This is a genomic window from Streptomyces sp. NPDC034084, assembly GCF_055575535.1.
In genome coordinates, this window is sequence record NZ_JBVISK010000005.1 from 412,349 (window position 1) to 433,817 (window position 21,469).

Genomic DNA, 21,469 nt, shown 5'->3' on the forward strand with positions numbered 1-21,469 from the left:
GTGCTCTTCCGTGTCGACCCGGCCTCCGCCGTCCCCCTCGGCGACCAGATCGCCGCCTGCGTGCGGGGGGCCCTCGCCGACGGCTCGGCCGCCCCCGGCGAACGCCTCCCCGCCGCCCGCGAACTCGCCGACTCCCTCGGCGTCAACGTCCACACCGTCCTCCGCGGCTACCAGCGGCTCCGCGAGGAAGGCCTGATCGAGCTCCGGCGGGGCAGGGGCGCCCTGATCGTCCCCGGCGCCACCGCCCCCGACCGCGCCCGCCTGATCTCCCGCCTCCGCGAGGCGGCGGCGGAGGCCCGCGGACTGGGCCTGACGGAAACGGAGTTCCTGGACCTGGCGCGCACGAGCCTGGGGTAGGCCGCCAGGTACGGGGCCCGGCGTCAGGCCGTCACGGCGTACGGCTGAAGGAGCGGCGGTACGCGCGCGGGGGCACGCCCCGGCGGCGGACGAACTGGGCGCGGAGCACCGCCGCGCTGCCGAAGCCGACCGCGCGGGCGATCTCCTCGACCGGGAGCTCCGTCGTCTCCAGCAGCTCCTCGGCGCGGCTGAGGCGCAGGCCGAGCAGCCAGGCGTGCGGGGTGGTGCCGGTCGAGGCCGCGAAACGGCGGGCGAAGGAGCGCCGGCTCATCAGGGCCCTGCGGGCCAGCTCGGCGACGGGCAGCGGCTCGTGGAGGTTCCCCCGGGCCCAGGTCAGGACGTCGGTGAGCGCCTCGTCCCGGCTGTCCTCGGGGACGGGGGTGGCGAGGTACTGGGCCTGGCCGCCGTCGCGGTGGGACGGCAGCACCAGGTCCCGCGCGATGGCGTTGGCCGTGGCCGCGCCGTACTCCCGCCGCAGCAGGTGCAGGCACAGGTCGAAGCCGGCGGCGGCGCCCGCGCCGGTGACGACCGTGCCCTGGTCGACGTAGAGGGCGTCGGGCTCGACGGTGACCTCCGGGTGCCGTTCGGCCAGGAGCCCGGCGAACCGCCAGTGGGTGGTGGCCCGCCGCCCGTCGAGCAGCCCGGCCGCGGCGAGCGCGAACGCCCCGACGCAGTGGGCCGCGACCAGCGCCCCGCGCGCGTGGGCGGCGGCCAGCGCGTCGAGCACGTCGGGCGCCGGGGGCGTACGGAACCCGGCCCACGGCAGGGCGATCACCAGATCGGCGGCGGCCAGCCGGTCCAGGCCGTGGTCGACCACCAGCGGCAGCCCGACATCCGTACGGATCCGGCCCGGCCGGTCGGTGCAGAGCGCGAAGTCGAAGGTAGGCAGGCCCTGCCCCCGCGCGTCGAACACCTCGGAGACGATCCCGGCACCGAGCATGCCGACGCCGTGCGGGGCGTAGGCGGCGACGGTCGGGAAGGGCGGCACGGGAGGAGTGTGGCACGATTCCCGCGATCAGTGGCAGTACGGCCACTCGTGAACGGTCCCGTCCCGCAGAAGACTTGGGGCATGACGACGACGAAGAACAGCGACACCGACGCCCCTCTCGCCCGCACCGCCGGCTACACGATCCTGACCACCGGCTACACGCTCTCCACCGGCCCCGGGGTCGCCGCCACCGTCTCGTACGTCCACGACGGCGACCGGCACGTGATCGTCGACCCCGGCATGGTGGCGAGCCGCGACCGGATCCTGGGCCCGCTCGCCGCGCTGGGGCTCGGCCCCGACGACATCACCGATGTGGTGCTCAGCCACCACCACCCCGACAACACCATGAACGTCGGGCTCTTCGGCCGGGCCCGCGTCCACGACCACAAGGCGATCTACACGAACGACCAGTGGACCGACCGCGACGCCGAAGGCCATGAGATCGCGCCGTCCCTGCGGCTGATCCGTACCCCCGGCCACAGCCCGGAGGACATCACCCTCCTCGCGGGGACCGGCGAGGGAGTCGTCGCCTTCGTCGGCGACCTGTGGTGGCGGCCGAACGGCCCCGTGGAGGACCCGGTGGCCCCCGACCACACGCTGCTGCGCTCCTCGCGCCTCCGCGTCCTCGCCGCCGCCGACGTCATCGTCCCGGGCCACGGCCCCGCCTTCCCGGCGGACGACTCGGCACCGATCTGACCGGCCCGCGGCTCCCGCTCCGGGGTCAGGCCGGCTCCTGGTCCGGGGCCCGGCCCCCCGCCTTGGCCCGGTCGGCGGCGCGGCGGTACTCGGCGTTGATGCGCTGGGCCTCCTCCAGCTGGTCCTCGAGGATCACGATGCGGCAGGCGGCCTCGACCGGGGTGCCCTGGTCGACGAGTTCCCGCGCGCGGGCCGCGACCCGCAGCTGGTAGCGCGAGTAGCGCCGGTGGCCGCCCTCGGACCGCAGCGGAGTGATGAGGCGCGCTTCGCCGATGGCACGGAGGAAGCCGGGGGTGGTGCCGAGCATCTCGGCGGCCCGGCCCATCGTGTACGCCGGGTAGTCGTCGTCGTCGAGTCGGTCGCCGAGCGGTTTGTCCGCTGTCATCTGCACCTCTTCTTGGGGCCCTGGGGGGAAATTCAACCACCGGAGGGCGCGGCCCCTAGAATCGGCTCTCATGTCGAAGCCTGACGAGCTGCTCGTTGACATTGCCGCCACGGTGGAGTCCGGGCAGAGCAATCAGATGTCCTTGACCGTGGTCGCGGGGGGTGTGGTTCTCACCGGGCGACTGGCCCCCGAGGCCCTGTGGAGACAGCGCGTGTCGGAGGTCCTGACGGATTCGCCCCGGCTGGGCGAGTTCTCCGGGGTCTTCAGCCCCGTCGTCCGGAAGGGCGACCCACCCACCCACCTGCACTTCCACCTCGCCCGGATCCTCCAGGGCACGGTGGGCATGCCGGAGACCGGCGGGATGTTCCGCGTCGCGATCGCGGACGTCAGCGCCTGGACGGTGGGTGACTTCAGCTACTCGGACCACTGAGCGACGAACGAGGAGGGCCCGACCGGTCTACACCGGTCGGGCCCTCCTCGTAGGCGGCCGTGGCCTCACGGCCCGTGCCCTGTGGCCGTGGTCAGAGCGCCTCGGCCGGTGCTTCCACGGGAAGAGTGGAGCCGGTGCTACAGGTGAAACCGAGGCGGGTCATCGCGCGGACGACCTCGCCCGCGCTGAAATCACGCCGGTCCTGGCGGGTGACGACCTCGCCGACCTGCTTCACGGGATACTGGCGGCGGCCGATGGTGACGAAATCACCGGCGCCCGGCTCGGGCTTCACGCCCTTCATGGATTCCAGCACGCCGCTTTTCGTCAGGTCGAAGGGAAAACGGGCGATGACACAGCGCATGATGCCTCTCAGGGGATAACGGGCGTACCGGGGGCGACCCGCCGGGTACGGGCGACAAGGGCGGGACATGCGACGAGCCGGGCCCCACACACCATGGTGCGGGTCCCGGCTCGTCAGGCGCGTGGGCGTCAGGCGGAGACGATGTTCTCGGCCGTCGGGCCCTTCTGGCCCTGCGCGATGTCGAAGTTCACCTTCTGGCCTTCCTGAAGCTCACGGAAGCCCTGCGAGGCGATGTTCGAGTAGTGGGCGAAGACGTCGGGGCCGCCGCCGTCCTGCTCGATGAAGCCGAAGCCCTTTTCCGCGTTGAACCACTTCACGGTGCCGGATGCCATGTCATTCTCCTTCGGGGCAGTGCTCGGAGTCCACACCGTGCGGACTCCGTTTCGCCGCGATGATCGCCCCAACCGGAAATGACCGGCATTTCTCAAGCTTTGGGAACCACAACTGCAACTGATGTCGACAGTAGCACGGGGGCGGGGGGTCGTGGAGGTGTCGAATTTCTCCCGGCGTGTTTGGATGAGAAATTCTCACGGCGCCTGACATCGAATTCTCACTTCGCGATCTCAGCTTTTTACACCCGAGACGACGAGAAACGGCGGATGGCCCGCCTCCGCCGGGTCGCCCCCGAGCAGCGCCGACCGGTGGGTGAGGACCGGCTCGTGGACGTCCAGGTCGGTGAAACCGGCCTTGCCGAGCACGTCGAGGTACGTCTGGCACGGCCAGTGGTGATCGGTCACCTCCAGCGGTGCCCCTCCACCGGGCTGCTCCAGGCGCGACCGGCGCAGCTCGCCCTTGGTGTAGACGCGGCCGGGCTCACCGCTGCGGAAGGTGGAGAACCGGATGCCCGTGGTGCGGGGGTTGGTGTCCAGTACGGCGAAACGGCCGCCGGGGCGCAGGACCCGGTGCGTCTCGGCCGCGATCTCGTGCAGGACGGCGATCTCCCCGGTGGTGACGAAGACGAAGCAGGCCATGGCGGCGTCGACGGAACCGTCGGCGAGGAATCCCAGCCGGCCGTCGTCGGTCAGCCGGTACTCGACGCGCGGGTGCGGGCGCCGCTCACGGGCGATCTCCAGCATGCGGGGCGAGACGTCGACGGCCACCACGCGCGCGTCGGAGGCCTCGACGACGCGGGTCGCGACCTTGCCAGGCCCGCAGCCGTAGTCCAGGACCGTACGGACGGCACAGGAGCCGATGCCGAGGGCGTGGAAGACGGCCGGGTAGCCGATGAGGCGCTCGGGGAGGTCGTCGTAGGCGTCGAAGGCGTCGGCGAAGGCGTCGGCGGCGTCGGGGAAGCCATCCGCGGTGTCCGCGGTCTCCGTCGTGCGGGCGGTGTCCTGCCGGGCGGTGCGGCTGACGGTGTCGGGGTTCATGGCGGGGCCTTCCGGTGATGATCCACTTCGTCCGGAACGTACTGGCCCGGGAAGCGCCGGGACAGGGCCTGGGCGGCCCCCTCACCCGGGTGGGTCAACGGTCGCGGCCGCTGCCGGGCGCCCCGGCGGGTCCCATGGGTTGATGAGAGGACGTGTCGACCCGACCGCCGATCGAAGGGGAAACCGTGGCGCTGCACGAGATGAAGGCACCGAAGAGCCCCGACGCGGCGACGGACGTGTTCGCCTCCGCCCTCAGCGAGCGCGTCCTGCCGAAGCACCGGATTCCGGAGGAGCCGTCCCTGCCCGCCGTCGTGTACGCGATGCTCCACGACGAGCTGCTGCTCGACGGCAATTCCGCCCAGAACCTGGCGACGTTCTGTACGACCTGGACGGACGACGAGGTCCGCCGGCTGATGAACGAGTGTCTCGACAAGAACATGGTCGACAAGGACGAGTATCCGCAGACCGCCGAGATCGAGTCCCGGTGCGTGAACATCCTGGCCGATCTGTGGAACGCCCCCGGAAGCGCGACCGGCGAGGGCACCGCCATCGGCTGCTCCACCACCGGCTCCAGCGAGGCCGCCATGCTCGGCGGTCTGGCGCTGAAGTGGCGGTGGCGGGAGAAGCGCCGCAAGGAGGGCAAGCCGGCCGACCGGCCCAACCTCGTGTGCGGCCCCGTGCAGATCTGCTGGGACAAGTTCGCCCGCTACTTCGACGTGGAGCTGCGCCAGGTCCCACTGGAGCCCGGCGCCACCGGACTGCGCCCGCACCAGCTGAGGGAGTACGTCGACGAGAACACGATCGGCGTCGTCGCGATCCTCGGCGTCACCTTCACCTGCGACTACGAGCCGGTCGCCGAGATCGCCGCCGAACTCGACCGGATCCAGCAGGAGTCGGGCCTCGACATCCCGATCCACATCGACGCGGCCAGCGGCGGCTTCATCGCGCCCTTCCTCCACCGGGACCTCGTCTGGGACTTCCGGCTGCCGAGGGTCTCCTCCATCAACGCCTCCGGCCACAAGTACGGGCTCGCGCCCCTCGGCGTGGGCTGGGCGGTCTGGCGCACCGCCGAACTCCTCCCGGAGGAACTCGTCTTCCGGGTGAACTACCTCGGCGGCGACATTCCGACGTTCGCCCTGAACTTCTCCCGCCCCGGCGGCGAGATCGTCGCCCAGTACTACAACTTCCTGCGCCTGGGGCGGGCCGGCTACCGGCGCGTCCAGGAGGCCTGCGCGCTGACCGCCCAGTACCTCGCCGAACGGATCGAGGACATGGGCCCGTTCACCCTGCTCTACGACGGTCAGGGCGCGCTGCCCGCCGTCTCGTACACCCTCACGGACCCGGAGGGTGCGGGCTTCAGCCTGTACGACCTCTCCGACCAGCTCCGGATGCGCGGCTGGCAGGTCCCCGCGTACCCGCTGCCCGCCGACCGGCAGGAGACCGTCATCCAGCGCGTCCTGATCCGCCACGGCATCGGCCGCGACGAGATCGACCTCCTGGCCCAGGACATCCGCCGCTCCCTGGAACGGCTGACGAAGGGCGCGCCCGCGGACGCCGACCGCACGGGGTTCCACCACTGAACGGGCCGCGTCCGGGACCGGTCAGATGTCGAGAAGCGCGGCGCCGGGACCAGGCCCTAACGTGACGTCCATGGACCTCATGATTCACACCACCGCCCTTCCGCACGAAGACCCGGACGCCTCCCTGGCCTTCTACCGGGACGCCCTCGGCTTCGAGGTCCGCAGCGACGTCGGCCAGGGCAGGATGCGGTGGATCACGGTCGGCCCGGCGGGGCAGCCGGAGACGTCCATCCTCCTCGCGCCGCCGGCCGTCGACCCCGGGATCACCGAGGACGAGCGCCGCACCATCCTGGAGATGATGGCCAAGGGCACGTACGGCTGGATCCTCCTGTCCACCCGGAACCTCGACGCCACCTTCGAGAAGGTGCGGGCCGCCGACGCCGAGGTCGTCCAGGAGCCGACGGAGCAGCCGTACGGCATTCGCGACTGCGCGTTCCGCGACCCGGCGGGCAACCTGATCCGCATCCAGGAACTCCGCTAGCCGAGCCGAGCAGACAGCAGAGGAGAGCCCGCATGTGCAGCCCCGCATGGGCACGCGCGCGCGTCACGGCGCGACGCCTGCACGACTTCGCCCGCATGCGCCGCGTCCGCGACCGGATCGACCGCGAGTACGCGCGCCCGCTGGACGTCCTGGAGCTCGCCCGCGGCGCGAACATGGCGGCCGGGCAACTGAGCCGCCAGTTCCGGACGGCGTACGGGGACTCGCCGTACGGCTACCTGCTGAGCCGCCGGGCCGAGCGAGCGAGGACGCTCCAGCTGCACGGCGTACGAGCGGAGGAGCGGCGGCCGGCACCGGAGCGAGCGCCTCACGTCCTCAGCGGGCAGCCGACGGACTGACGGTCAGCCGCGTCCGCCGGTGCCGGCCAGGACGGGCCGGTCGGTGTACCCCTCCGCCCGCCCGCGTACAGCAGGCCCTCGACCCGGGTCGGGGTCGGCGAGGAAGGCCCGGCCGAGGCCGGCGCGGACGCGGAGCGTTTCGCGCCTTCGTGGCCACGGTCAGCGAGCTGCGACGGGGGCCCCGGGCGCCGTCGGCATGCCGGCGGGCTCCCAGGCGAACCCGTCGGGGTCGGTGAAGGAGCCGCCGTCGCCGCCGAGCGCGATGCGGTGCGGGCCGGTGCCGTCGGCGGGGACGCCGACGTCCTTGGCGAGGGCCCGGCGGTTGTACAGGGCGAGCGTGACGCCCCCGTCGGAACCGGCGAACTCGACGTACTTGCGGCCGAAGCTCTTGGCCACGGCGAGGCCGCGCTCGACGTAGAAGTCCCTGGTGGCGGCCACGTCCGTCGCGCCCAGGAGGAGGACGACCCGGTCGACCCGCCCGGTGGCGGCGCCGGTGTCCTTCTTCTCGGAGGACGCGAACTTCCAGATCGTCCCGTCGGGGGCCCGTACGACACCGCCGTAGCCCCAGAAGGACTTCGTGGCGGGCTTCAGGACGGTGGCCCCGGCGCCGGCCGCGGCCTCGACGAGGGCGCGGACGTCGGCCGGCCGCTCCACCGTGAGGGACACGGCGAAGCCGCGGAAGCCGTCCGACGGCTCGTCCGCGGTGGCGCGCAGCCGCACGTGGGCGCCGAGGCCGGAGGCGGCGTAGAAGGTGTCGGCGGCCGTCAGGTCCGCCACTTCGAGGGTGAGGAGCGTGAGGGAGGTCATGCGGACGACGCTAGTTCCGGCGGCCCCGCCGGTGCTTCTCGATTCCTGACCGACCGGTGACCTCTTTCCTGCCGCCGGTCGTCGGTGGGCCGGCTCAGTCCGTGGTGACCGGCTTCGCGGCCTCGGCGGCCCGGCGGTATTCGGCGTTGATGCGCTGGGCCTCTTCCAGCTGGTCCTCGAGAATGATGATGCGGCAGGCGGCCTCGATGGGGGTGCCCTGGTCGACGAGTTCACGGGCGCGGGCGGCGATGCGCAGCTGGTAGCGGGAGTAGCGGCGGTGGCCGCCCTCGGAGCGCAGCGGGGTGATGAGGCGTGCTTCGCCGATGGCGCGCAGGAAGCTCTGGCTGGTGCCGAGCATCTCGGCGGCCCGGCCCATCGTGTAGGCGGGGTAGTCGTCGTCGTCGAGACGGCCGTACGAGTCGTCTGCTGTCATTGGCACCTCTCTCGGGGAACGCGTTGAGGGGCCCTGGTGCCGTACGGCACCAGGGCCCCGAAGGAACTACTACACCACCTGCCGGCCCTGATACTGCGCCGGCCTTCTGTGTCCGCCCGCCCGACCTGACTGCTGTCGGGAGTGCGGGGATCGCGATTGCTTGACCGGAGACCACCTCACTATCGATGTCCTGCGGTACCCGGGCTCAAGGCCTACGCCCGGGCGATCCTGATGGCGCGGGTTCCTCCGTTCTTCCCTCGGTGATTCTTCACTTACTCGGTACTGCGTACTGCTGGGTACTGCGTTACTGCACGCGCGGGCACCGCAACTGCCATGACCGCGGTCCCGCTGCGGCGGCCCCTGATCACTGCGGGCCACCCGGTCCGGCCGTCAGCCCCGTCGCCGTCATGCAACAACCCTGGCTTCGAGACTCCACCGCCGCACCGTCCTGCGAACTGCGACTACATCGGTACTGCTGGTACTGCTTCTGTACTGCTGGTACTTCTTCCCGGCAGTTCGTCTCTGCCGGGCCCTTTGTCTCTCTGGGCTACGAAAGAAACCATAACCGTGCCAGCGCCCAATGTCTACTCTCGCCGATGTAGATTTTCGCTTCTCCGTCGGAGAGGCAATCGGCCTCGATCAGTGACGGGGGTACGCCGCGCGGTGACCGGCAACACAGAAGGGCCCGACCGGGATGTCCCGGTCGGGCCCTTCTTGGCTGTGTGGGTGTCAGGCCGCGGCCGGGGTGCCGAGCAGCGCGGAGGCGTGCTGCATCGGGTCGGCGGCGCGGACGGGTGCGGCGGCCCGGGGAAGGACGCGGCAGGTGAAGCCGAGCTTGGTCATGGCCCGGCGGACCTCGTCGGCGCTGAAATCGCGCCGGTCCTGGCGGGTGATGACCTGGCCGACCTGCTTCACGGGGTAGGTGCGACGGCCGATGATCACGGACTCACCGACGGCCTCCTCGGGCTTGATGCCCTTCATGGAGTCCAGGACGCCGCTCTTGGTGAGCTCGAACGGGAAGCGGGCGATGACACAGCGCACGATGCCTCACAGGGAGAGGAAGGAGAGTTCAGGCGGCACAGGGGCTCAGGCACGGACGAGGGCGGGGGCGCCCCGGGTGGTGCCGTGGTGCTCGTCCACGAGGGACGGGGCGGAGAGCAGGCGGCGCTGCGGAGCGTGGTCGCCGCTCAGGCCGGCGCTCATGCCGCCGCGGATGTCGCGCAGCTGGAGCCGGTCCGTATAGGCGGCGCTGTCGCGGACGGCGGTGAGCTGGGCGAGGGTGACCACGCCGGTGCACAGGCCGTCGTCGTCGCAGACGAGCAGGTGTCCGGTGCGGGCGCCGGCCATGACGGACAGCGCGACCTCGACCGTCATGTCGTCGGGGACCCGCGGTCCGGCCGTGTCCACGGAGCCGGCCTCCGTGACGTACAGGGGCATGGGACCCGCCGAGCGGGGTTGCATCGGGAACAGCGTCACAACATGCCTCCTGTAGGGATGGGGCCGGCCTCCGGATCGCGTGGCGTCAGGCCGCCGCGCCGACGGCGGTACGCCGCGCGCCGCCGCGCCGGGCGGTCGAAGCGGCACCGCGCCGGCCACGGGAGGTCGTGCCGCGCTTGCTTCGCTCGGCCGGCGGCGCGGTGATCGTCACGGGGACGCCGGACGGGGCCTGGGCGCCGGTGATCCGGCGCAGCTCCTCCTCGCCGGAGCGGACCTGGGTGACCTGGGGCTGGATGCCGGCGGCCGTCATGAGGCGGGTCATGTCGCGGCGCTGGCGGGGGGTGACGAGGGTGACCACGCTGCCGGACTCGCCGGCTCGCGCGGTACGCCCGCCGCGGTGGAGGTAGTCCTTGTGGTCGGTCGGCGGGTCGACGTTGACGACGAGGTCGAGGTTGTCGACGTGGATGCCGCGCGCCGCGACGTTCGTCGCGACCAGGACGGTGACGTGCCCGGTCTTGAACTGGGCGAGGGTGCGGGTGCGCTGCGGCTGCGACTTACCGCCGTGGAGGCCGGCGGCGCGGACACCGCAGTCGAGCAGATCCTGGGTGAGGCGGTCCACGGCGTGCTTGGTGTCCAGGAACATGATCACCCGGCCCTCGCGCGCCGCGATCTCCGTCGTCGTCCGGTGCTTGTCGGCGCCCTGCACGTGCAGGACGTGGTGCTCCATCGTGGTGACCGCGCCCTGGGAGGGATCCACGGAGTGGACGACGGGGTCGGTGAGGTAGCGGCGTACGAGGAGATCGACGTTACGGTCCAGGGTGGCGGAGAACAGCATGCGCTGGCCGCCGGGGCGGACCTGGTCCAGGAGCGCGGTGACCTGCGGCATGAAGCCCATGTCGGCCATCTGGTCGGCCTCGTCCAGGACCGTGATGGCGACCTGGTCCAGCCGGCAGTCACCGCGGTCGATGAGGTCCTTGAGGCGGCCGGGTGTGGCCACGACGACCTCGGCGCCGCCTCGCAGCGCACCGGCCTGCCGGCCGATCGGCATGCCGCCGACGACGGTGGCGAGGCGCAGCCTCACGGCGCGGGCGTACGGGGTGAGGGCGTCGGTGACCTGCTGGGCGAGCTCCCGGGTGGGGACCAGGATCAGGGCCAGCGGGCGCCGCGCCTCGGCACGCTGTCCGGCGGTACGGGCCAGCAGGGCCAGGCCGAAGGCGAGGGTCTTGCCGGAGCCGGTCCGGCCACGGCCCAGGACGTCACGGCCGGCCAGGGAGTTCGGCAGCGTCGCACCCTGGATGGGGAACGGGACGGACAGGCCCTGCGCGGTGAGCGCGGCGAGGAGTTCCCCGGGCATGTCGAGGTCGGCGAACTTCTCGACGGCGGGCAGCGCCGGAGTGATCGTCTTCGGCGGGGCGAACTCGCCCTGCACGGCGGCAGGCCGTCGGCCGTAACCGCCGGAGCCGCCGGAGCGGCCGGAGCCACCAGAGCGGCTCGGGGCGGCCGGGGCCGACCCGAAGCGGCTGCCACGGCCCGAGCCGGCGGGGGCGCCGTAGGCGTGACCGCCGCCGTTGCGGCGGGTACGGGAGGATCGGTTGTTCGTACGTGTGGGGTTCATGCGGAACCTTCCTTGATACGGCGCGTATCGAGGAATTCCGGCAGCGGAGGAACAATGCTGGGAATCACAGGCACGGGCCGAATGAAATGCGAACGCAAGCGCCATTGCGCAGCCGGAGAGAAAACGGCGCGCAAGCGGACGAGCGAAAAAGAAACGAACGGCGCAGGGAATCCAGAAAGGATCCCGCGCATACATGCATGCAGCTGGGGCCCGCACCCCGAGGGATGCGGGCCCCAGCTACGATTGTGCGTCAGCGTCAGGCGGGAACGATGTTCTCGGCCGTCGGGCCCTTCTGGCCCTGCGCGATGTCGAAGCTCACCTTCTGGCCCTCCTGCAGCTCGCGGAAGCCCTGGGCGGCGATGTTCGAGAAGTGGGCGAACACATCGGCGCCGCCACCGTCCTGCTCGATGAAGCCGAATCCCTTGTCCGCGTTGAACCACTTCACGGTGCCAGCAGCCATGTCATATCTCCTTGGGGCAGTACGCCGGCGTCCGTACGGTACGGACGCCGTGTCGCCGCGATGATGCCCTGCCCGGAAAATGACCGGAAATAAAGCGCTTCCGTGCGGCGTGTGGCCGGCCGGAGGCGCTCGAAGTTTTTGGGTACCAAAACTGCAACTGACTTCGACAGTAGCACGCCGTCCCGGACTCCGTGCGGCGAACATTTCCCCCGGCGCGGTGCCGACAAAAACCCTCCCCGCCAGGGCGGCTAAATCCTCAGACGGCGAACACAGGTATTCATTCACCCCGATCACAGCGTCCCCGAAAGGGCTGCCTGGCCGGTCGCGTCACGGGCGCCCGGCTGACTCGTCCGGGTGGAAACTTCCCCCTTCCCGGGGATCGGTGCTGGTCACATGGGGTGAAAGGGGCGCGTGGCTCGTTCCCTGACCCCGGGCGGGAGGCGTTGATGGGGATGTGAGTACCTCAACCACCGCCCCGATACTGCCGGCCACGGTCGCCGCCTCTGCTCCCCTCCTCGTGCACGACTCGGGCGCGGACACCGCGCCCGGCGTCATAGTCATCGACTCCTGCACCACCCTCGGCACCACACTGGTCGTCCACCTCGCCGGAGAGATCGACCGCTTCAGCGCCGCGCCGCTGCGGGCGCTGCTGGCCTCGGCGGCCGACGACGGCTACACCGGCCTCGTACTGGACACCACCCGGGTCACCTTCTGCGACTCCGGCTTCCTGGCGGCCCTTCACTGGTGGCCCCGGCGGGGCCGTCGCCTCAGGCTCGCGAACCGCTCCCGGGCCGTGCGGCGCCTCCTGAGCGCGGCTGCGGCAGCGGCACGGCAGCGAGGACGGGCCGCCTCCCTGACGGTGGCGGGTCCGTCATGACGTTCACACTGCTGACCTGCGTACCGATGCTCGCGGCCGTCCTCCTCGCGTACGGGGAGCCCCGCGAACCACGGCACCGCCGTGCGGCCGCCCCGCTTCCCCGGCCCGGACCCCGCAGGACCCTGATCCTCTGCCACCTGGCGCCCCCGCTCCTCTGCGCCACGGAATAGACAGGGGAAGCCGTCGAGACCCGCGCCGGTCGTGGGTCTCGACGGTGGGTCTCGAAGCGGCCCGCCTCGACGGTGGGCGGCCTGGACGGCGGGTCGCCGGCGGCTGGCGCCGACCGGCATCGCGAGGGAGGCTGGGAAGGGCACCGGCTCGGGCGCGCCATCGTGCGAAGGGAAACCCGGGATGATCCAGACCGCGGACATCCGTGAGTGGCGGACCCACGACGTCATCGACGCGGGCGGCCGCAGGATCGGCGTGCTGGAAGCCGTCTACGTGGACACCGGCACGGACGAGCCGGCCATGGTGACCGTCCAGGTCGGTCTGCCCACCCGCCGCCGGCTGGTCTTCGTTCCGCTGGCCGGCGCGATCGTGGGGCCCGGCTACGTGAAGGTCGACCACGACAGGTCGCTGGTGAAGAAGTGCCCGGCGATCGGCATGGACGACGTCCTGCCCGCCGAGGACGAGGCCGCGGTCTTCGCGCACTACGGCCTGCCCTACGAGCCCGGCGCGAACGGGGAGCGGCGGCTCGCCCGCCGCTGACCGGTCATCCGAGGAGGTGCAGCCGTGACGCTCTTCCTGGCCCTCGTCATCGTCGCGATCGTCCTGGGCATCATCGGCGCGGTCGCCGACGGACTGTTCTACCTGCTGATCATCGGTATCGCCGTGTTCGCCGGGGCCTTGGTGTACCTGGGGACGCACCTGCGACGCTCCGGCCGCCACCACCCACTCCGCTGATCCGCGGTGACTCTTCACGGGCCGGACGCACGGGGGCGTGACCCCGAGCCCGGCCTCTCGGTGGGCTGCTCCGTCGACTCCCCGTGTTCAGCGGCTTTGCGCCAGCGGGCTTCGCAGAACGAGTAGAGGCCGAACAGCAGGAGGCCCACGGCGGCGGCGATCAGCAGGGCGGGGCCCGCGGGGGTGTCGGCGAAAGAGCGCAACGTCTCGTCGAGCCCCTTGGCCTGGCTGGGGTCGTACCGCATCGCGGCCAGCAGGACGGACACACCAGCCCCGGCCGCGACCACGCCGCACGCCACGCCGCCGACGATGCCCAGCACCGCGACGACCCGCCGCGTCGCCGGGCGCATCTCCTCCGTCCGGAGGTTCTTCTCGAACCTCCGCATCAGGCTGCGGACCAGTGTCACGGCGCCCACGACGACGAGTACGGCCCCGAGCACGCCGACGATCACCCGGCCGCCCGGCAGATCCAGTACCCGCGCCGTGTACTCCTTCGACGTCTCGTCACCGGGGCGGCCACCGGAGGAACCGCCGACCAGGGCGGTCTGCACCACGCCGACGCAGATCACCGTGTAGAACACCGCCATCCCCAAGGAGCCCAGACGGCGAGACCACTTCTCCCCGCCCTCCACGGTCTGACCGAACGCCGCCTCGCACAGCCGCCACAACGCCATCGCCGCCAGCCCCACCACCAGCGCCCACAGCAGAGCCCGGCCGAACGGCTGCTCGCCGAGGGTCCCCACCGCGCCGGACCGGTCGGCCTCCTGGCCGCTGTCGCTGCCGATGCCGATCCGTACGGCCAGAATCCCCACCAGCACGTAGATCACTCCCCGGGCGCAGAGGCCGACCCGGGAGGCGACCTCCACGGCGCGGCTGTCGGCCACACGCCGCCCGCGGGACTTGGGCTGAGCCGCACGTTCCTGACTGGTCTCCATGTCGGGCACACCTCCACGTGCCGGACCCGGCCGAACAGCGGTCCGCCGGCCGGGGCGGGGGCCGGGGGCGGAGCCGGTGTCCCGAAACGTCCCCGGCGCGCCCGCTGTCCGCGGGCCGCGAAGCCACGGCGGTCGACGCGGCGGCCAGGACCGGAACTCCGAGGCGGACGGGCGTGACACCATCCCCGGGTCTGTTCCCTGTCTCTCCACGGTAGGGCGGCCCTGTCCCGGAAGTCGCCCTGCGGGGTGGTCGTTCGGCGCGGCGACCGCCCGCGGGGCGTGACCATGGTGCGATCGTCCACCGGGTTCGGCATCGGTGTGGTCGCGGCCCTCATGGGCGTCGCGGGCGGGGAACTGCTGATCCCCACGCTCGCGCTGCTGTACGGGGCCGGCATCAGGCCGGCGGGAAGCCTGTCCCTGCTGGTGTCCCTCCCCACGATGCTCGTCGCGCTCGCCCGCTACAGCCGCGACGGCGGCTTCGCCGTCCTCGGCGCCCACCCGCGCTTCACCGGACTGATGGCCACGGGCTCGATCGCCGGCGCGCTCCTCGGCGGACTCCTGCTGGCGTGATCCCCGCCGACGGGACCGGGTACCGTCGTTGTCTGTCCTTCCAGACGCCGATCTGCGAGTGAGAGCGGGAGGGGCTCCTGCTGACGCCCTTCGACGTCGCCGCCGTCCCCACCGATGAATCCGTCCTTCACCTCACCTCATGACCGGGAGAACCCGTGACCGACAGCAAGAACATCAACAACCCCGTGGGCCAGGGCGGCGGCCAGCGCAAGAAGCTGTCCCGCGCCGAACGCCAGAACAACGGCCCGCACCGCAACCTCGACCGCCAGGGCGCCGCCGACCGGAAGGCGGAGCTGGTGCGCAAGATGCGCGAAAAGACCGGCACGGCCGAAGGCGCCGACCAGACGACCGACGACACCGCCCAGAGCTGACGCCCCACGGGGGCGCTGCCGCCCGGGGCGGATCCGAACCGCGTTCCCCTCGCGGTGGGTGCGCGGACTCCAGAACAGGTGGACCCCCCGACGAAGCCTCAGGTCGCTGACCTGGGGCTTCGTTCATAAGCGGCTGACGGGAAATCGAACCCGCTCCCCATGCTTCGGAATCACCATCCCTCGGCGGGGTGGACGCTCTTGTGGACGGCTCCTGGCGGCGACCCGTTCGTGTGACGCAGCCCACTTCGCCGGGAGCGATGACTTCGGGATCGGCCGTCGGTCATATGAGCGACAACACCGACGCGAGGAAGGCCCGTCCATGACCCACACGCTCAGCGCACCCCGGCGCGTCACCCCCGTCGCGCCCGCGTCCGGCCTCGCGGCACGGAGGGTTCTGGCCGGTGGCGTGGTGGCGGGCCCGCTGTTCCTCGTGACCGGCATCGCTCAGGGCGTGGCGCGGGACGGGTTCGACTTCACCCGAAACGCGATCAGCCAGCTCGCCCTCGGCGAGGCGGGCTGGATCCAGACGGTGAACTTCCTGCTGACCGGAACGCTGCTGATCGCTGGTGCGGCCGGTCTGCGCCGGGTGCTGGACGGAGGCGCGGGCGGGACCTGGGGTCCGGTCCTGATCGGGGTCTTCGGCGCCTCGTTCTGGGTGGCCGCGCTCTTCCCGGCGGACGCCGGGGCGGGTTTCCCCGAAGGCTCCCCGGACGCGACGGTGATGAGCGGGCACGGCGCCGTGCACATGTTCGGCGGGATGGTCGGCTACCTCGCCCTGTGCGCCGTGTTCGTCGTCCTGGCCCGCCCGCTCGCCGCCCGGGGCCACCGCGGCTGGGCCCGCGCCTCGCGCCTCGTGCCCGTCGTGGTTCTCGCCGGCTTCATGGCCTCCGCCGCTTCCGTACTGGCCTTCACCGTCGGCGCGGGCCTCGGCCTGCTGTGGCTGACCGCGGTGACGGCCCGTCTGGCCGCCGCCGGGGCGAACCACTAGCGCCTGCCCTGCCGGGCAGGCACCATCGATATGGCCAAGATCGTTTGGACGACCGACGGAGGTACCCCATGACCGACGCAGCGAAGGGCCCCGCCAGCTACTTCCCCTCGATCGAGAAGAAGTACGGCCGCCCGATCGCCGAGTGGAAGGACCTGATCCGCTCCTCAGCCCTGACCAAGCACATGGAGCTCGTCTCCTGGCTCAAGACCGAGCACGGCCTGGGCCATGGGCACGCCAACGCGCTCGTCGCACACACCCTCGCCGAAGACAGCGGAAAGTGAACCGCTCCGGACCCCGCTGGACGAGGGACCGGACCCCGAGCCGGCCCTCGCGCGCCGGCCGGCTCCGCGGGCGATGAGGTGAGCCTCCGGGATCTCGGTACGGGCAGGTTCCTAGCATGTACACATGGTTGCTCGTGATACCCAGCAGTCCGATCCGGGACGGGAAGCAGTGTCCCGAGACGACACCAAAGCCCGCCGTGTCTCCTCCTCGCCGACGGTCGAAGGGCGCGAATCGACCGGCCTTCCCCCGGGATCCCGGGGCGGCGGGCCACCCGAGGGCTCCCATCCGGTGGCCGACCTGGTCGAGCGCGCTGCCGATCTGGTGGAACCCGTCAAGCCGCGTCTACGCGGCTGGCTCCACGCCGGCATGGTCCCCGCATCGCTGGCAGCGGGCATCGTCCTCATCTGCCTGGCGGGGACGACCCAGGCCAAGGCGGCCTGCGCCGTGTACGCCGTCTCGGCCTGGCTGCTGTTCGGGACGAGTGCCGTGTACCACCTCGGCACGTGGGGACCACTCGGTGAGGCTGTTCTGCGTCGCCTCGACCACGCCAACATCTTCCTGATCATCGCCGGCACGTGCACCCCGCTCGCCGTGCTCCTGCTCTCCCCGGACCAGGGGACCCTCCTGCTGTGGATCGTGTGGACAGGCGCTCTGGTCGGCATCGCCTTCCGTGTCCTGTGGGTCGGAGCCCCACGCTGGTTGTACACGCCCTGCTACCTGGCGCTGGGCTGGGCGCCCGTGCGGTACCTGCCCGAGTTCCTGCACGACGGCGGGGCGGCCCTGGTCTCCCTGGTCGTGATCGGCGGGCTTCTCTACAGCGCGGGCGCGGTCGTCTACGCCCTCCAGCGCCCCGACCCCTCTCCGCGCTGGTTCGGCTTCCACGAGGTCTTCCACGCGCTGACAGTGGCAGCCTTCACGGCGCACTACATCGCCATCTTCCTCGCCGCTCACTGACCACGAGGCCGAGTCCCGCAACCCGGACGAGCAGCTCGCCCACCACCTCGGGGTACGAGCTGCTGCCCGACCGACCCGGACAGCCGGGGGGCCGCCGAGATGTCGGCCGGCCCTCGCCATGCCGGTGCCGGAAGGGGACCTCGCGCGGGCATGCGCGCTTGCGTGGGCGTCCGTCAGGCCCCCGGTCGAGTCCGGGGGCGGATGCCGACGGAGGGCGAGTGCACCTCAGGCGGCGGCCGGCGGGTCCGTCGTTTCGGCGGTGCGGCGGTATTCGGCGTTGATGCGCTGGGCTTCCTCGAGCTGGTCCTCGAGGACGATGATGCGGCAGGCGGCCTCGATCGGGGTGCCCTGGTCGACGAGTTCACGGGCGCGGGCGGCGATGCGCAGCTGGTAGCGGGAGTAGCGGCGGTGGCCGCCGGCGGAGCGCAGCGGGGTGATGAGGCGGTGTTCGCCCAGCGCACGCAGGAAGGCGGGGGTGGTGCCGAGCATCTCGGCGGCGCGGCCCATCGTGTAGGCGGGGTAGTCGTCGTCGTCGAGACGGCCGTACGAGTCGTCTGCTGTCATCTGCACCTCTCTCTGGAACGCGTGGAGGGGCCCTGGTGCCGTACGGCACCAGGGCCCCGAAGGAACTTCTACACCACGTGCCGACCCTGATACCGCGCCGGCCTTCTGTGTCCGCTGACCCGACCTGACTGCTGTCGGGAGTGCGGGGATCGCGGTTGCTTGACCGGAGACCACCTCACTAACGATGTCCTGCGGTACCCGGACTCGAGACGTCCGTCCGGGCGATCCTGATGGTGCTTCGTTCCTCCGTTCTTCCCTCGTCGATCAACTACCTACTACGGGAACTGCGTACTACCGGTACTGCTCTACTGCGTACTGCACTCACGGGTACCGCATCGGTCATGACCGCGGTCCCGCGCGGCGGCCCCTGATCACCGCGGGCCACCCGGTCCGGCCGTCAGTCCCGTCGCCGTCCTGCGACAACCCTGGCTTCGAAACTCCACCGCCGCACCGTCCTGCGCACTGCGACTACCTGTACTGCTGGTACTGCTTGCCGGCAGTTCGTCTCTGCCAGGCCCTGCTGTCCTTCTGAGCTACGAGAGAAACCATAGCCAGGCCACCACCCACTGTCTACTCCGGCCGCTGTAGATTTTCGTGTGTCCGGTGACGAGGTAATCGGCCTCGAACAGTGATGAGGGTGGGGGGGCGGGGCGGTCACATCGGGTGGACGCCCGTCACGCCCCGTCCGTCGCCTCGCTCCGCGCGGACGCCGGATCCAGGAGGCCCGCCCGAGCGGTGAGATAGGCCAGCTGGGCGCGGCTGTTGCTGCCGAGGAGGTCCGACGCCTTCTTGATGTGCGCGGCGACCGTCCGCGAGCTCATGCCCAGCCGGCTCGCGATGGCCGCGTCCGTGTAGCCGTCGACCATCAGCCGCAGCACGTTGAGCCGCGTCGCCTCCGTGAGGAGTTCCGGGCGCTGGTAGTCCGAGCGGTACGTGACCGGCTCGGCGCGCTCCCACGCGTGGTCTAAAACGGAGGCCAGATAACGCACGACCGCGGCGTCGCGGATCATGACGGCGGACGTGTGGCGGGCGGCCTGACCGTCGGGGATGAACGCCAGCGAGCGGTCGTAGATGATCAGTCGCTCGAAGACCTCGTCGATCGTGCGCACCTCGACCCCCGCCTTGGTGACGCGCTTGATGTAGTCGAGCGTCGGGCCGTGGGCCCGCACCGTGTGCTGGTACAGCGTGCGCTGGTCCACCCCGCGGTCGCGGGCCTCCAGGGCGCGCGGCAGCGCCTCCTCCAGGATCTCCGCGGGGCGCCCGCCGCCCGGCTGGGCGGTCAGCACCTCCCGCCTGCACGACTGCGCGGCCTCCTCCAGCGCGGCGCTGATGACGGTGGGGCCGTTCAGTCGCTGGATGGCGACGGACGAGTTCCGGCGGGTGCTCCGGTAGACGCTCTCCACCTGGGCCATCACGGTCCGCATGGAGTTCAGCGCCTGCTGCTGCTCCATGATGGCCCGCTCCACCGGGTGGGCCAGGGCCGCCGTCGCGACCTCGGGAGGGACCGGTACGAGGGTGTCGGGGGCGTCCGGGGCGGGCATCATCAGCCCCAGCGCCGTCAGGCACGCGGGCGCCTCCCCCTGGGCCGAGCCGGCCGTGAGCGCCGCTTCGTAGAACGCCAGACCTTCCGGGCAGACACGGGTGCGGAGCGGCGGGGCCGACGCCTCCCCCTGGCGCGGTTTGCCCGAGTTATCAGGTATGGAGCACATTGATTCTCCCCCCTTCATGTTTCTGCAATGCCTGATCTTGATGCCTGTGATCACTTCACGCAACCTCCACCCCGGGGCATGCTCTTCCTGACGAAACCAGCAAGCCGCTGGAGATTCGGAACACCAGGGGGATCAGAAGTGAAGACCAGTGTTTTTCCGAACGCCGTGAGAGCCCTCGCCGTCGTCGCCCTCACCGCGGTCGCGATGGCCGGGACCGCCGCCGTCGAGGGGGGCACGGACACCCGTGCCGCGGCCGGAGGCCAGGCCACGGCCACGGTGCTCACCGGCGCCGATGGCAAGGAAGACCAGGGCTGGGGCTGACCTCCCGCCCTCCGCGGCACCGGTCCTGCCGCACGTCACCCCGCCGGGATCCCGGCGGGCACTCTCTCACCGATCGGCAATTCACCGGCGGAACCGCCATGCCGATTTTCACAAGGAGATTCCATTAATGACCACCGCAATTGCGGCGCCCAAGTGCCTCGTATGTGACACGGAATTCGAGGTGCAGGCCGACTGGGAAAAGGGCGAGATCACCGAATGCACCGCCTGCGGGCAGGAGCACGAGGTCCTGGAGAAGACCGGTGACCTCGTCCGCTTGGACCTCGCGCCCGAGGTCGAGGAGGACTGGGGCGAGTGAGCCAGGACGCAGAGGTCCTCGTCTCGGCGACCATGCTGAGGCCGGACGAGAAGCTCCTTCTCCAGGCCCTGCGGGCCAAGGGACTGAAGGCGGCTCCGCTGCTCCGGGAAGACCTCGCGGGGGTGGTGGCGGGCGACACGCGCCCGCCCGGCCTCGCCCTCATCAGGAACCTCTCCCACCAGGACGCCGTCAGCGTCTCCCGCCGGCTCGAACACCGCGGCGTCGCCACCCTCAACCGCGCCGCCACCATCGAGACCTGCAACGACAAGGGCCTCCAGGCCCTCACCTTCGCCCGGCACGGCATCCCGCACCCGCTCACCCTCCACGCCTTCAGCTACGACCAGGTCCGCGCGACCGTCGCCCGGATGGGGCTGCCGACCGTCGTCAAGCCCGTCAGCGGCTCCTGGGGCCGGGGCGTCACGCGGATGGTCAACCCCGAGTGCGTCGACGCCTGGGTCGGCGGCCGTGAGTCCACCGACGCGGCCGGCAAACTCTTCCCGGTCGTCGTGCAGCAGTACATCGACAAGCCCGGCCACGATCTGCGCGTGGTCGTCGTCGGCCGCACCCCCATCGTCGCGATCCAGCGGGTCTCGCCCGATTTCCGCACCAACACCCACCTCGGCGCGGAGGTCCACCGGACCGAGATCACACCGGAGATCGAGAAGCTCTGCGCCCAGGTCGTCGACGCCCTCGGCGACGGCTTCTACGGGGTCGACCTCGTCGAGGACCGCACCACCGGCGAACTGCTGGTGCTCGAAGTCAACGCCAACCCCGAATTCGCCCGCTCCTCCGCCCAGCACGGCGTCGACGTGGCCGGTCATCTCGCCACGTACGTCACGGAGATGCTCGGGCGCACCGCCGTCACGCCGACCGCCGCGTAAGCGTCGCACCGCCGTACAGCCGCGCATGTGGCACACCGTCAT

At 71.4% G+C, this 21,469-nt stretch carries 32 protein-coding genes; 18 read left to right on the forward strand and 14 right to left on the reverse strand.

What is annotated here, in order from left to right:
- On the forward strand, positions 1-357 hold the full coding sequence (locus tag ACZ51I_RS20365) for a GntR family transcriptional regulator (RefSeq protein WP_468877638.1): 357 nt from the start codon (positions 1-3) through the stop codon (positions 355-357).
- 31 nt (positions 358-388) lie between these two features.
- Here ACZ51I_RS20365 and ACZ51I_RS20370 read toward each other — a convergent pair whose 3' ends face one another.
- Positions 389-1,297 carry a GlxA family transcriptional regulator gene (locus ACZ51I_RS20370; RefSeq protein ID WP_468878206.1) on the reverse strand — a complete coding sequence of 303 codons (909 nt, stop codon included), beginning with the start codon at positions 1,295-1,297 and terminating at the stop codon, positions 389-391.
- 129 nt (positions 1,298-1,426) lie between these two features.
- On the opposite strand from ACZ51I_RS20370, the gene ACZ51I_RS20375 reads away from it, so the two are divergent.
- Entirely contained in the window at positions 1,427-2,041 is a 615-nt protein-coding gene (locus tag ACZ51I_RS20375; protein WP_468877641.1) for an MBL fold metallo-hydrolase, read from the forward strand.
- A gap of 25 nt (positions 2,042-2,066) precedes the next feature.
- On the opposite strand, the gene ACZ51I_RS20380 is transcribed toward ACZ51I_RS20375, so the two are convergent.
- Positions 2,067-2,426, reverse strand: a complete 360-nt coding sequence (locus ACZ51I_RS20380) for a helix-turn-helix domain-containing protein (RefSeq protein ID WP_468877644.1) — start codon at positions 2,424-2,426, stop codon at positions 2,067-2,069.
- A gap of 70 nt (positions 2,427-2,496) precedes the next feature.
- Here ACZ51I_RS20380 and ACZ51I_RS20385 point away from each other — a divergent pair, with 70 nt between their 5' ends.
- A complete protein-coding gene (locus tag ACZ51I_RS20385) occupies positions 2,497-2,856 on the forward strand; it encodes a hypothetical protein (protein ID WP_468877647.1) in 360 nt (119 codons plus the stop codon).
- 91 nt (positions 2,857-2,947) lie between these two features.
- Here ACZ51I_RS20385 and ACZ51I_RS20390 read toward each other — a convergent pair whose 3' ends face one another.
- The 3 genes from ACZ51I_RS20390 to ACZ51I_RS20400 form a co-directional block, all read right to left on the reverse strand.
- Positions 2,948-3,217: an SCO5918 family protein gene (locus ACZ51I_RS20390; RefSeq protein ID WP_468877649.1), complete on the reverse strand. Its 270-nt coding sequence runs from the start codon at positions 3,215-3,217 to the stop codon at positions 2,948-2,950.
- Positions 3,218-3,345: 128 nt separating this feature from the next.
- A complete protein-coding gene (locus ACZ51I_RS20395; protein WP_030206327.1) occupies positions 3,346-3,549 on the reverse strand; it encodes a cold-shock protein in 204 nt (67 codons plus the stop codon).
- Between the two features lie 231 nt (positions 3,550-3,780).
- The gene (locus tag ACZ51I_RS20400; RefSeq protein ID WP_468877652.1) at positions 3,781-4,587 is read right to left on the reverse strand and encodes a class I SAM-dependent methyltransferase; all 807 of its coding nucleotides are present in this window, start codon (positions 4,585-4,587) and stop codon (positions 3,781-3,783) included.
- Positions 4,588-4,772: 185 nt separating this feature from the next.
- On the opposite strand from ACZ51I_RS20400, the gene ACZ51I_RS20405 reads away from it, so the two are divergent.
- The 3 genes from ACZ51I_RS20405 to ACZ51I_RS20415 all read left to right on the forward strand — a co-directional run bounded on the left by ACZ51I_RS20405 (position 4,773) and on the right by ACZ51I_RS20415 (position 7,004).
- Positions 4,773-6,167: a glutamate decarboxylase gene (locus ACZ51I_RS20405; protein ID WP_468877655.1), complete on the forward strand. Its 1,395-nt coding sequence runs from the start codon at positions 4,773-4,775 to the stop codon at positions 6,165-6,167.
- A 70-nt stretch (positions 6,168-6,237) separates the two neighbouring features.
- Positions 6,238-6,648: a VOC family protein gene (locus tag ACZ51I_RS20410; RefSeq protein WP_468877657.1), complete on the forward strand. Its 411-nt coding sequence runs from the start codon at positions 6,238-6,240 to the stop codon at positions 6,646-6,648.
- A 32-nt stretch (positions 6,649-6,680) separates the two neighbouring features.
- Positions 6,681-7,004 (forward strand): hypothetical protein, encoded by a 324-nt coding sequence (locus tag ACZ51I_RS20415; RefSeq protein ID WP_468877660.1) that lies wholly within the window; start codon positions 6,681-6,683, stop codon positions 7,002-7,004.
- 159 nt (positions 7,005-7,163) lie between these two features.
- On the opposite strand, the gene ACZ51I_RS20420 is transcribed toward ACZ51I_RS20415, so the two are convergent.
- The 6 genes from ACZ51I_RS20420 to ACZ51I_RS20445 all read right to left on the reverse strand — a co-directional run bounded on the left by ACZ51I_RS20420 (position 7,164) and on the right by ACZ51I_RS20445 (position 11,756).
- A complete protein-coding gene (locus ACZ51I_RS20420; RefSeq protein WP_468877663.1) occupies positions 7,164-7,811 on the reverse strand; it encodes a VOC family protein in 648 nt (215 codons plus the stop codon).
- 94 nt (positions 7,812-7,905) lie between these two features.
- Positions 7,906-8,244 (reverse strand): MerR family transcriptional regulator, encoded by a 339-nt coding sequence (locus tag ACZ51I_RS20425; RefSeq protein WP_468877666.1) that lies wholly within the window; start codon positions 8,242-8,244, stop codon positions 7,906-7,908.
- 729 nt (positions 8,245-8,973) lie between these two features.
- Positions 8,974-9,285: an SCO5918 family protein gene (locus ACZ51I_RS20430; RefSeq protein ID WP_468877669.1), complete on the reverse strand. Its 312-nt coding sequence runs from the start codon at positions 9,283-9,285 to the stop codon at positions 8,974-8,976.
- A gap of 45 nt (positions 9,286-9,330) precedes the next feature.
- Positions 9,331-9,720 carry a CBS domain-containing protein gene (locus tag ACZ51I_RS20435; RefSeq protein WP_468877671.1) on the reverse strand — a complete coding sequence of 130 codons (390 nt, stop codon included), beginning with the start codon at positions 9,718-9,720 and terminating at the stop codon, positions 9,331-9,333.
- Positions 9,721-9,766: 46 nt separating this feature from the next.
- Positions 9,767-11,296 (reverse strand): DEAD/DEAH box helicase, encoded by a 1,530-nt coding sequence (locus ACZ51I_RS20440; protein WP_468877674.1) that lies wholly within the window; start codon positions 11,294-11,296, stop codon positions 9,767-9,769.
- A 256-nt stretch (positions 11,297-11,552) separates the two neighbouring features.
- Entirely contained in the window at positions 11,553-11,756 is a 204-nt protein-coding gene (locus ACZ51I_RS20445) for a cold-shock protein (protein WP_468877677.1), read from the reverse strand.
- A gap of 454 nt (positions 11,757-12,210) precedes the next feature.
- Here ACZ51I_RS20445 and ACZ51I_RS20450 point away from each other — a divergent pair, with 454 nt between their 5' ends.
- From ACZ51I_RS20450 to ACZ51I_RS20465, 4 genes are all read left to right on the forward strand, one after another.
- Entirely contained in the window at positions 12,211-12,633 is a 423-nt protein-coding gene (locus tag ACZ51I_RS20450) for an STAS domain-containing protein (RefSeq protein ID WP_468877680.1), read from the forward strand.
- The gene (locus ACZ51I_RS20455) at positions 12,630-12,803 is read left to right on the forward strand and encodes a hypothetical protein (RefSeq protein ID WP_468877683.1); all 174 of its coding nucleotides are present in this window, start codon (positions 12,630-12,632) and stop codon (positions 12,801-12,803) included. The genes ACZ51I_RS20450 and ACZ51I_RS20455 overlap by 4 nt, the downstream gene beginning before the upstream one ends.
- Before the next feature lie 181 nt (positions 12,804-12,984).
- On the forward strand, positions 12,985-13,341 hold the full coding sequence (locus ACZ51I_RS20460) for a PRC-barrel domain-containing protein (protein ID WP_468877686.1): 357 nt from the start codon (positions 12,985-12,987) through the stop codon (positions 13,339-13,341).
- A 24-nt stretch (positions 13,342-13,365) separates the two neighbouring features.
- The gene (locus tag ACZ51I_RS20465) at positions 13,366-13,536 is read left to right on the forward strand and encodes a hypothetical protein (protein ID WP_468877689.1); all 171 of its coding nucleotides are present in this window, start codon (positions 13,366-13,368) and stop codon (positions 13,534-13,536) included.
- A gap of 14 nt (positions 13,537-13,550) precedes the next feature.
- On the opposite strand, the gene ACZ51I_RS20470 is transcribed toward ACZ51I_RS20465, so the two are convergent.
- Entirely contained in the window at positions 13,551-14,471 is a 921-nt protein-coding gene (locus ACZ51I_RS20470; protein WP_468877691.1) for a DUF1206 domain-containing protein, read from the reverse strand.
- 285 nt (positions 14,472-14,756) lie between these two features.
- On the opposite strand from ACZ51I_RS20470, the gene ACZ51I_RS20475 reads away from it, so the two are divergent.
- From ACZ51I_RS20475 to trhA, 5 genes are all read left to right on the forward strand, one after another.
- A complete protein-coding gene (locus ACZ51I_RS20475) occupies positions 14,757-15,041 on the forward strand; it encodes a hypothetical protein (protein WP_468877694.1) in 285 nt (94 codons plus the stop codon).
- Positions 15,042-15,196: 155 nt separating this feature from the next.
- Positions 15,197-15,412 (forward strand): DUF6243 family protein, encoded by a 216-nt coding sequence (locus ACZ51I_RS20480; RefSeq protein ID WP_468877696.1) that lies wholly within the window; start codon positions 15,197-15,199, stop codon positions 15,410-15,412.
- Between the two features lie 319 nt (positions 15,413-15,731).
- Positions 15,732-16,400, forward strand: coding sequence for a DUF998 domain-containing protein (locus ACZ51I_RS20485; protein WP_468877698.1), 669 nt, complete (start codon positions 15,732-15,734; stop codon positions 16,398-16,400).
- Between the two features lie 68 nt (positions 16,401-16,468).
- Positions 16,469-16,681 carry a DUF4287 domain-containing protein gene (locus ACZ51I_RS20490; protein WP_468877701.1) on the forward strand — a complete coding sequence of 71 codons (213 nt, stop codon included), beginning with the start codon at positions 16,469-16,471 and terminating at the stop codon, positions 16,679-16,681.
- 124 nt (positions 16,682-16,805) lie between these two features.
- Positions 16,806-17,636, forward strand: a complete 831-nt coding sequence (gene trhA / locus ACZ51I_RS20495; RefSeq protein WP_468877704.1) for a PAQR family membrane homeostasis protein TrhA — start codon at positions 16,806-16,808, stop codon at positions 17,634-17,636.
- A 225-nt stretch (positions 17,637-17,861) separates the two neighbouring features.
- Here trhA and ACZ51I_RS20500 read toward each other — a convergent pair whose 3' ends face one another.
- Both ACZ51I_RS20500 and ACZ51I_RS20505 read right to left on the reverse strand, forming a co-directional pair.
- Positions 17,862-18,200, reverse strand: a complete 339-nt coding sequence (locus ACZ51I_RS20500) for a MerR family transcriptional regulator (protein ID WP_468877707.1) — start codon at positions 18,198-18,200, stop codon at positions 17,862-17,864.
- A 674-nt stretch (positions 18,201-18,874) separates the two neighbouring features.
- Entirely contained in the window at positions 18,875-19,909 is a 1,035-nt protein-coding gene (locus tag ACZ51I_RS20505; RefSeq protein WP_468877710.1) for a LuxR C-terminal-related transcriptional regulator, read from the reverse strand.
- 165 nt (positions 19,910-20,074) lie between these two features.
- On the opposite strand from ACZ51I_RS20505, the gene ACZ51I_RS20510 reads away from it, so the two are divergent.
- The 3 genes from ACZ51I_RS20510 to ACZ51I_RS20520 all read left to right on the forward strand — a co-directional run bounded on the left by ACZ51I_RS20510 (position 20,075) and on the right by ACZ51I_RS20520 (position 21,427).
- On the forward strand, positions 20,075-20,230 hold the full coding sequence (locus ACZ51I_RS20510) for a hypothetical protein (protein ID WP_468877712.1): 156 nt from the start codon (positions 20,075-20,077) through the stop codon (positions 20,228-20,230).
- Between the two features lie 127 nt (positions 20,231-20,357).
- Positions 20,358-20,546: a lysine biosynthesis protein LysW gene (locus ACZ51I_RS20515; protein ID WP_031012706.1), complete on the forward strand. Its 189-nt coding sequence runs from the start codon at positions 20,358-20,360 to the stop codon at positions 20,544-20,546.
- Complete coding sequence (locus ACZ51I_RS20520; RefSeq protein ID WP_468877714.1) at positions 20,543-21,427, forward strand: RimK family alpha-L-glutamate ligase; 885 nt, start codon at positions 20,543-20,545, stop codon at positions 21,425-21,427. The genes ACZ51I_RS20515 and ACZ51I_RS20520 overlap by 4 nt, the downstream gene beginning before the upstream one ends.
- Positions 21,428-21,469: the final 42 nt, after the last annotated feature.

What these genes read in the sequence shown, in the direction of transcription:
- ACZ51I_RS20420 (WP_468877663.1), bottom strand. Translation starts at nt 7,811, where the DNA reads ATGACCTCCCTCACGCTCCTCACCCTCGAAGTGGCGGACCTGACGGCC.
- ACZ51I_RS20515 (WP_031012706.1), top strand. Translation starts at nt 20,358, where the DNA reads ATGACCACCGCAATTGCGGCGCCCAAGTGCCTCGTATGTGACACGGAA.
- ACZ51I_RS20505 (WP_468877710.1), bottom strand. Translation starts at nt 19,909, where the DNA reads ATGTGCTCCATACCTGATAACTCGGGCAAACCGCGCCAGGGGGAGGCG.
- ACZ51I_RS20380 (WP_468877644.1), bottom strand. Translation starts at nt 2,426, where the DNA reads ATGACAGCGGACAAACCGCTCGGCGACCGACTCGACGACGACGACTAC.
- ACZ51I_RS20415 (WP_468877660.1), top strand. Translation starts at nt 6,681, where the DNA reads ATGTGCAGCCCCGCATGGGCACGCGCGCGCGTCACGGCGCGACGCCTG.
- ACZ51I_RS20400 (WP_468877652.1), bottom strand. Translation starts at nt 4,587, where the DNA reads ATGAACCCCGACACCGTCAGCCGCACCGCCCGGCAGGACACCGCCCGC.
- ACZ51I_RS20410 (WP_468877657.1), top strand. Translation starts at nt 6,238, where the DNA reads ATGGACCTCATGATTCACACCACCGCCCTTCCGCACGAAGACCCGGAC.
- ACZ51I_RS20390 (WP_468877649.1), bottom strand. Translation starts at nt 3,217, where the DNA reads ATGCGCTGTGTCATCGCCCGTTTTCCCTTCGACCTGACGAAAAGCGGC.
- ACZ51I_RS20385 (WP_468877647.1), top strand. Translation starts at nt 2,497, where the DNA reads ATGTCGAAGCCTGACGAGCTGCTCGTTGACATTGCCGCCACGGTGGAG.
- ACZ51I_RS20445 (WP_468877677.1), bottom strand. Translation starts at nt 11,756, where the DNA reads ATGGCTGCTGGCACCGTGAAGTGGTTCAACGCGGACAAGGGATTCGGC.
- ACZ51I_RS20500 (WP_468877707.1), bottom strand. Translation starts at nt 18,200, where the DNA reads ATGACAGCAGACGACTCGTACGGCCGTCTCGACGACGACGACTACCCC.
- ACZ51I_RS20375 (WP_468877641.1), top strand. Translation starts at nt 1,427, where the DNA reads ATGACGACGACGAAGAACAGCGACACCGACGCCCCTCTCGCCCGCACC.
- ACZ51I_RS20475 (WP_468877694.1), top strand. Translation starts at nt 14,757, where the DNA reads ATGGTGCGATCGTCCACCGGGTTCGGCATCGGTGTGGTCGCGGCCCTC.
- ACZ51I_RS20370 (WP_468878206.1), bottom strand. Translation starts at nt 1,297, where the DNA reads ATGCTCGGTGCCGGGATCGTCTCCGAGGTGTTCGACGCGCGGGGGCAG.
- ACZ51I_RS20440 (WP_468877674.1), bottom strand. Translation starts at nt 11,296, where the DNA reads ATGAACCCCACACGTACGAACAACCGATCCTCCCGTACCCGCCGCAAC.
- ACZ51I_RS20490 (WP_468877701.1), top strand. Translation starts at nt 16,469, where the DNA reads ATGACCGACGCAGCGAAGGGCCCCGCCAGCTACTTCCCCTCGATCGAG.
- ACZ51I_RS20425 (WP_468877666.1), bottom strand. Translation starts at nt 8,244, where the DNA reads ATGACAGCAGACGACTCGTACGGCCGTCTCGACGACGACGACTACCCC.
- ACZ51I_RS20395 (WP_030206327.1), bottom strand. Translation starts at nt 3,549, where the DNA reads ATGGCATCCGGCACCGTGAAGTGGTTCAACGCGGAAAAGGGCTTCGGC.
- ACZ51I_RS20460 (WP_468877686.1), top strand. Translation starts at nt 12,985, where the DNA reads ATGATCCAGACCGCGGACATCCGTGAGTGGCGGACCCACGACGTCATC.
- ACZ51I_RS20485 (WP_468877698.1), top strand. Translation starts at nt 15,732, where the DNA reads ATGACCCACACGCTCAGCGCACCCCGGCGCGTCACCCCCGTCGCGCCC.
- ACZ51I_RS20455 (WP_468877683.1), top strand. Translation starts at nt 12,630, where the DNA reads ATGACGTTCACACTGCTGACCTGCGTACCGATGCTCGCGGCCGTCCTC.
- trhA (WP_468877704.1), top strand. Translation starts at nt 16,806, where the DNA reads ATGGTTGCTCGTGATACCCAGCAGTCCGATCCGGGACGGGAAGCAGTG.
- ACZ51I_RS20470 (WP_468877691.1), bottom strand. Translation starts at nt 14,471, where the DNA reads ATGGAGACCAGTCAGGAACGTGCGGCTCAGCCCAAGTCCCGCGGGCGG.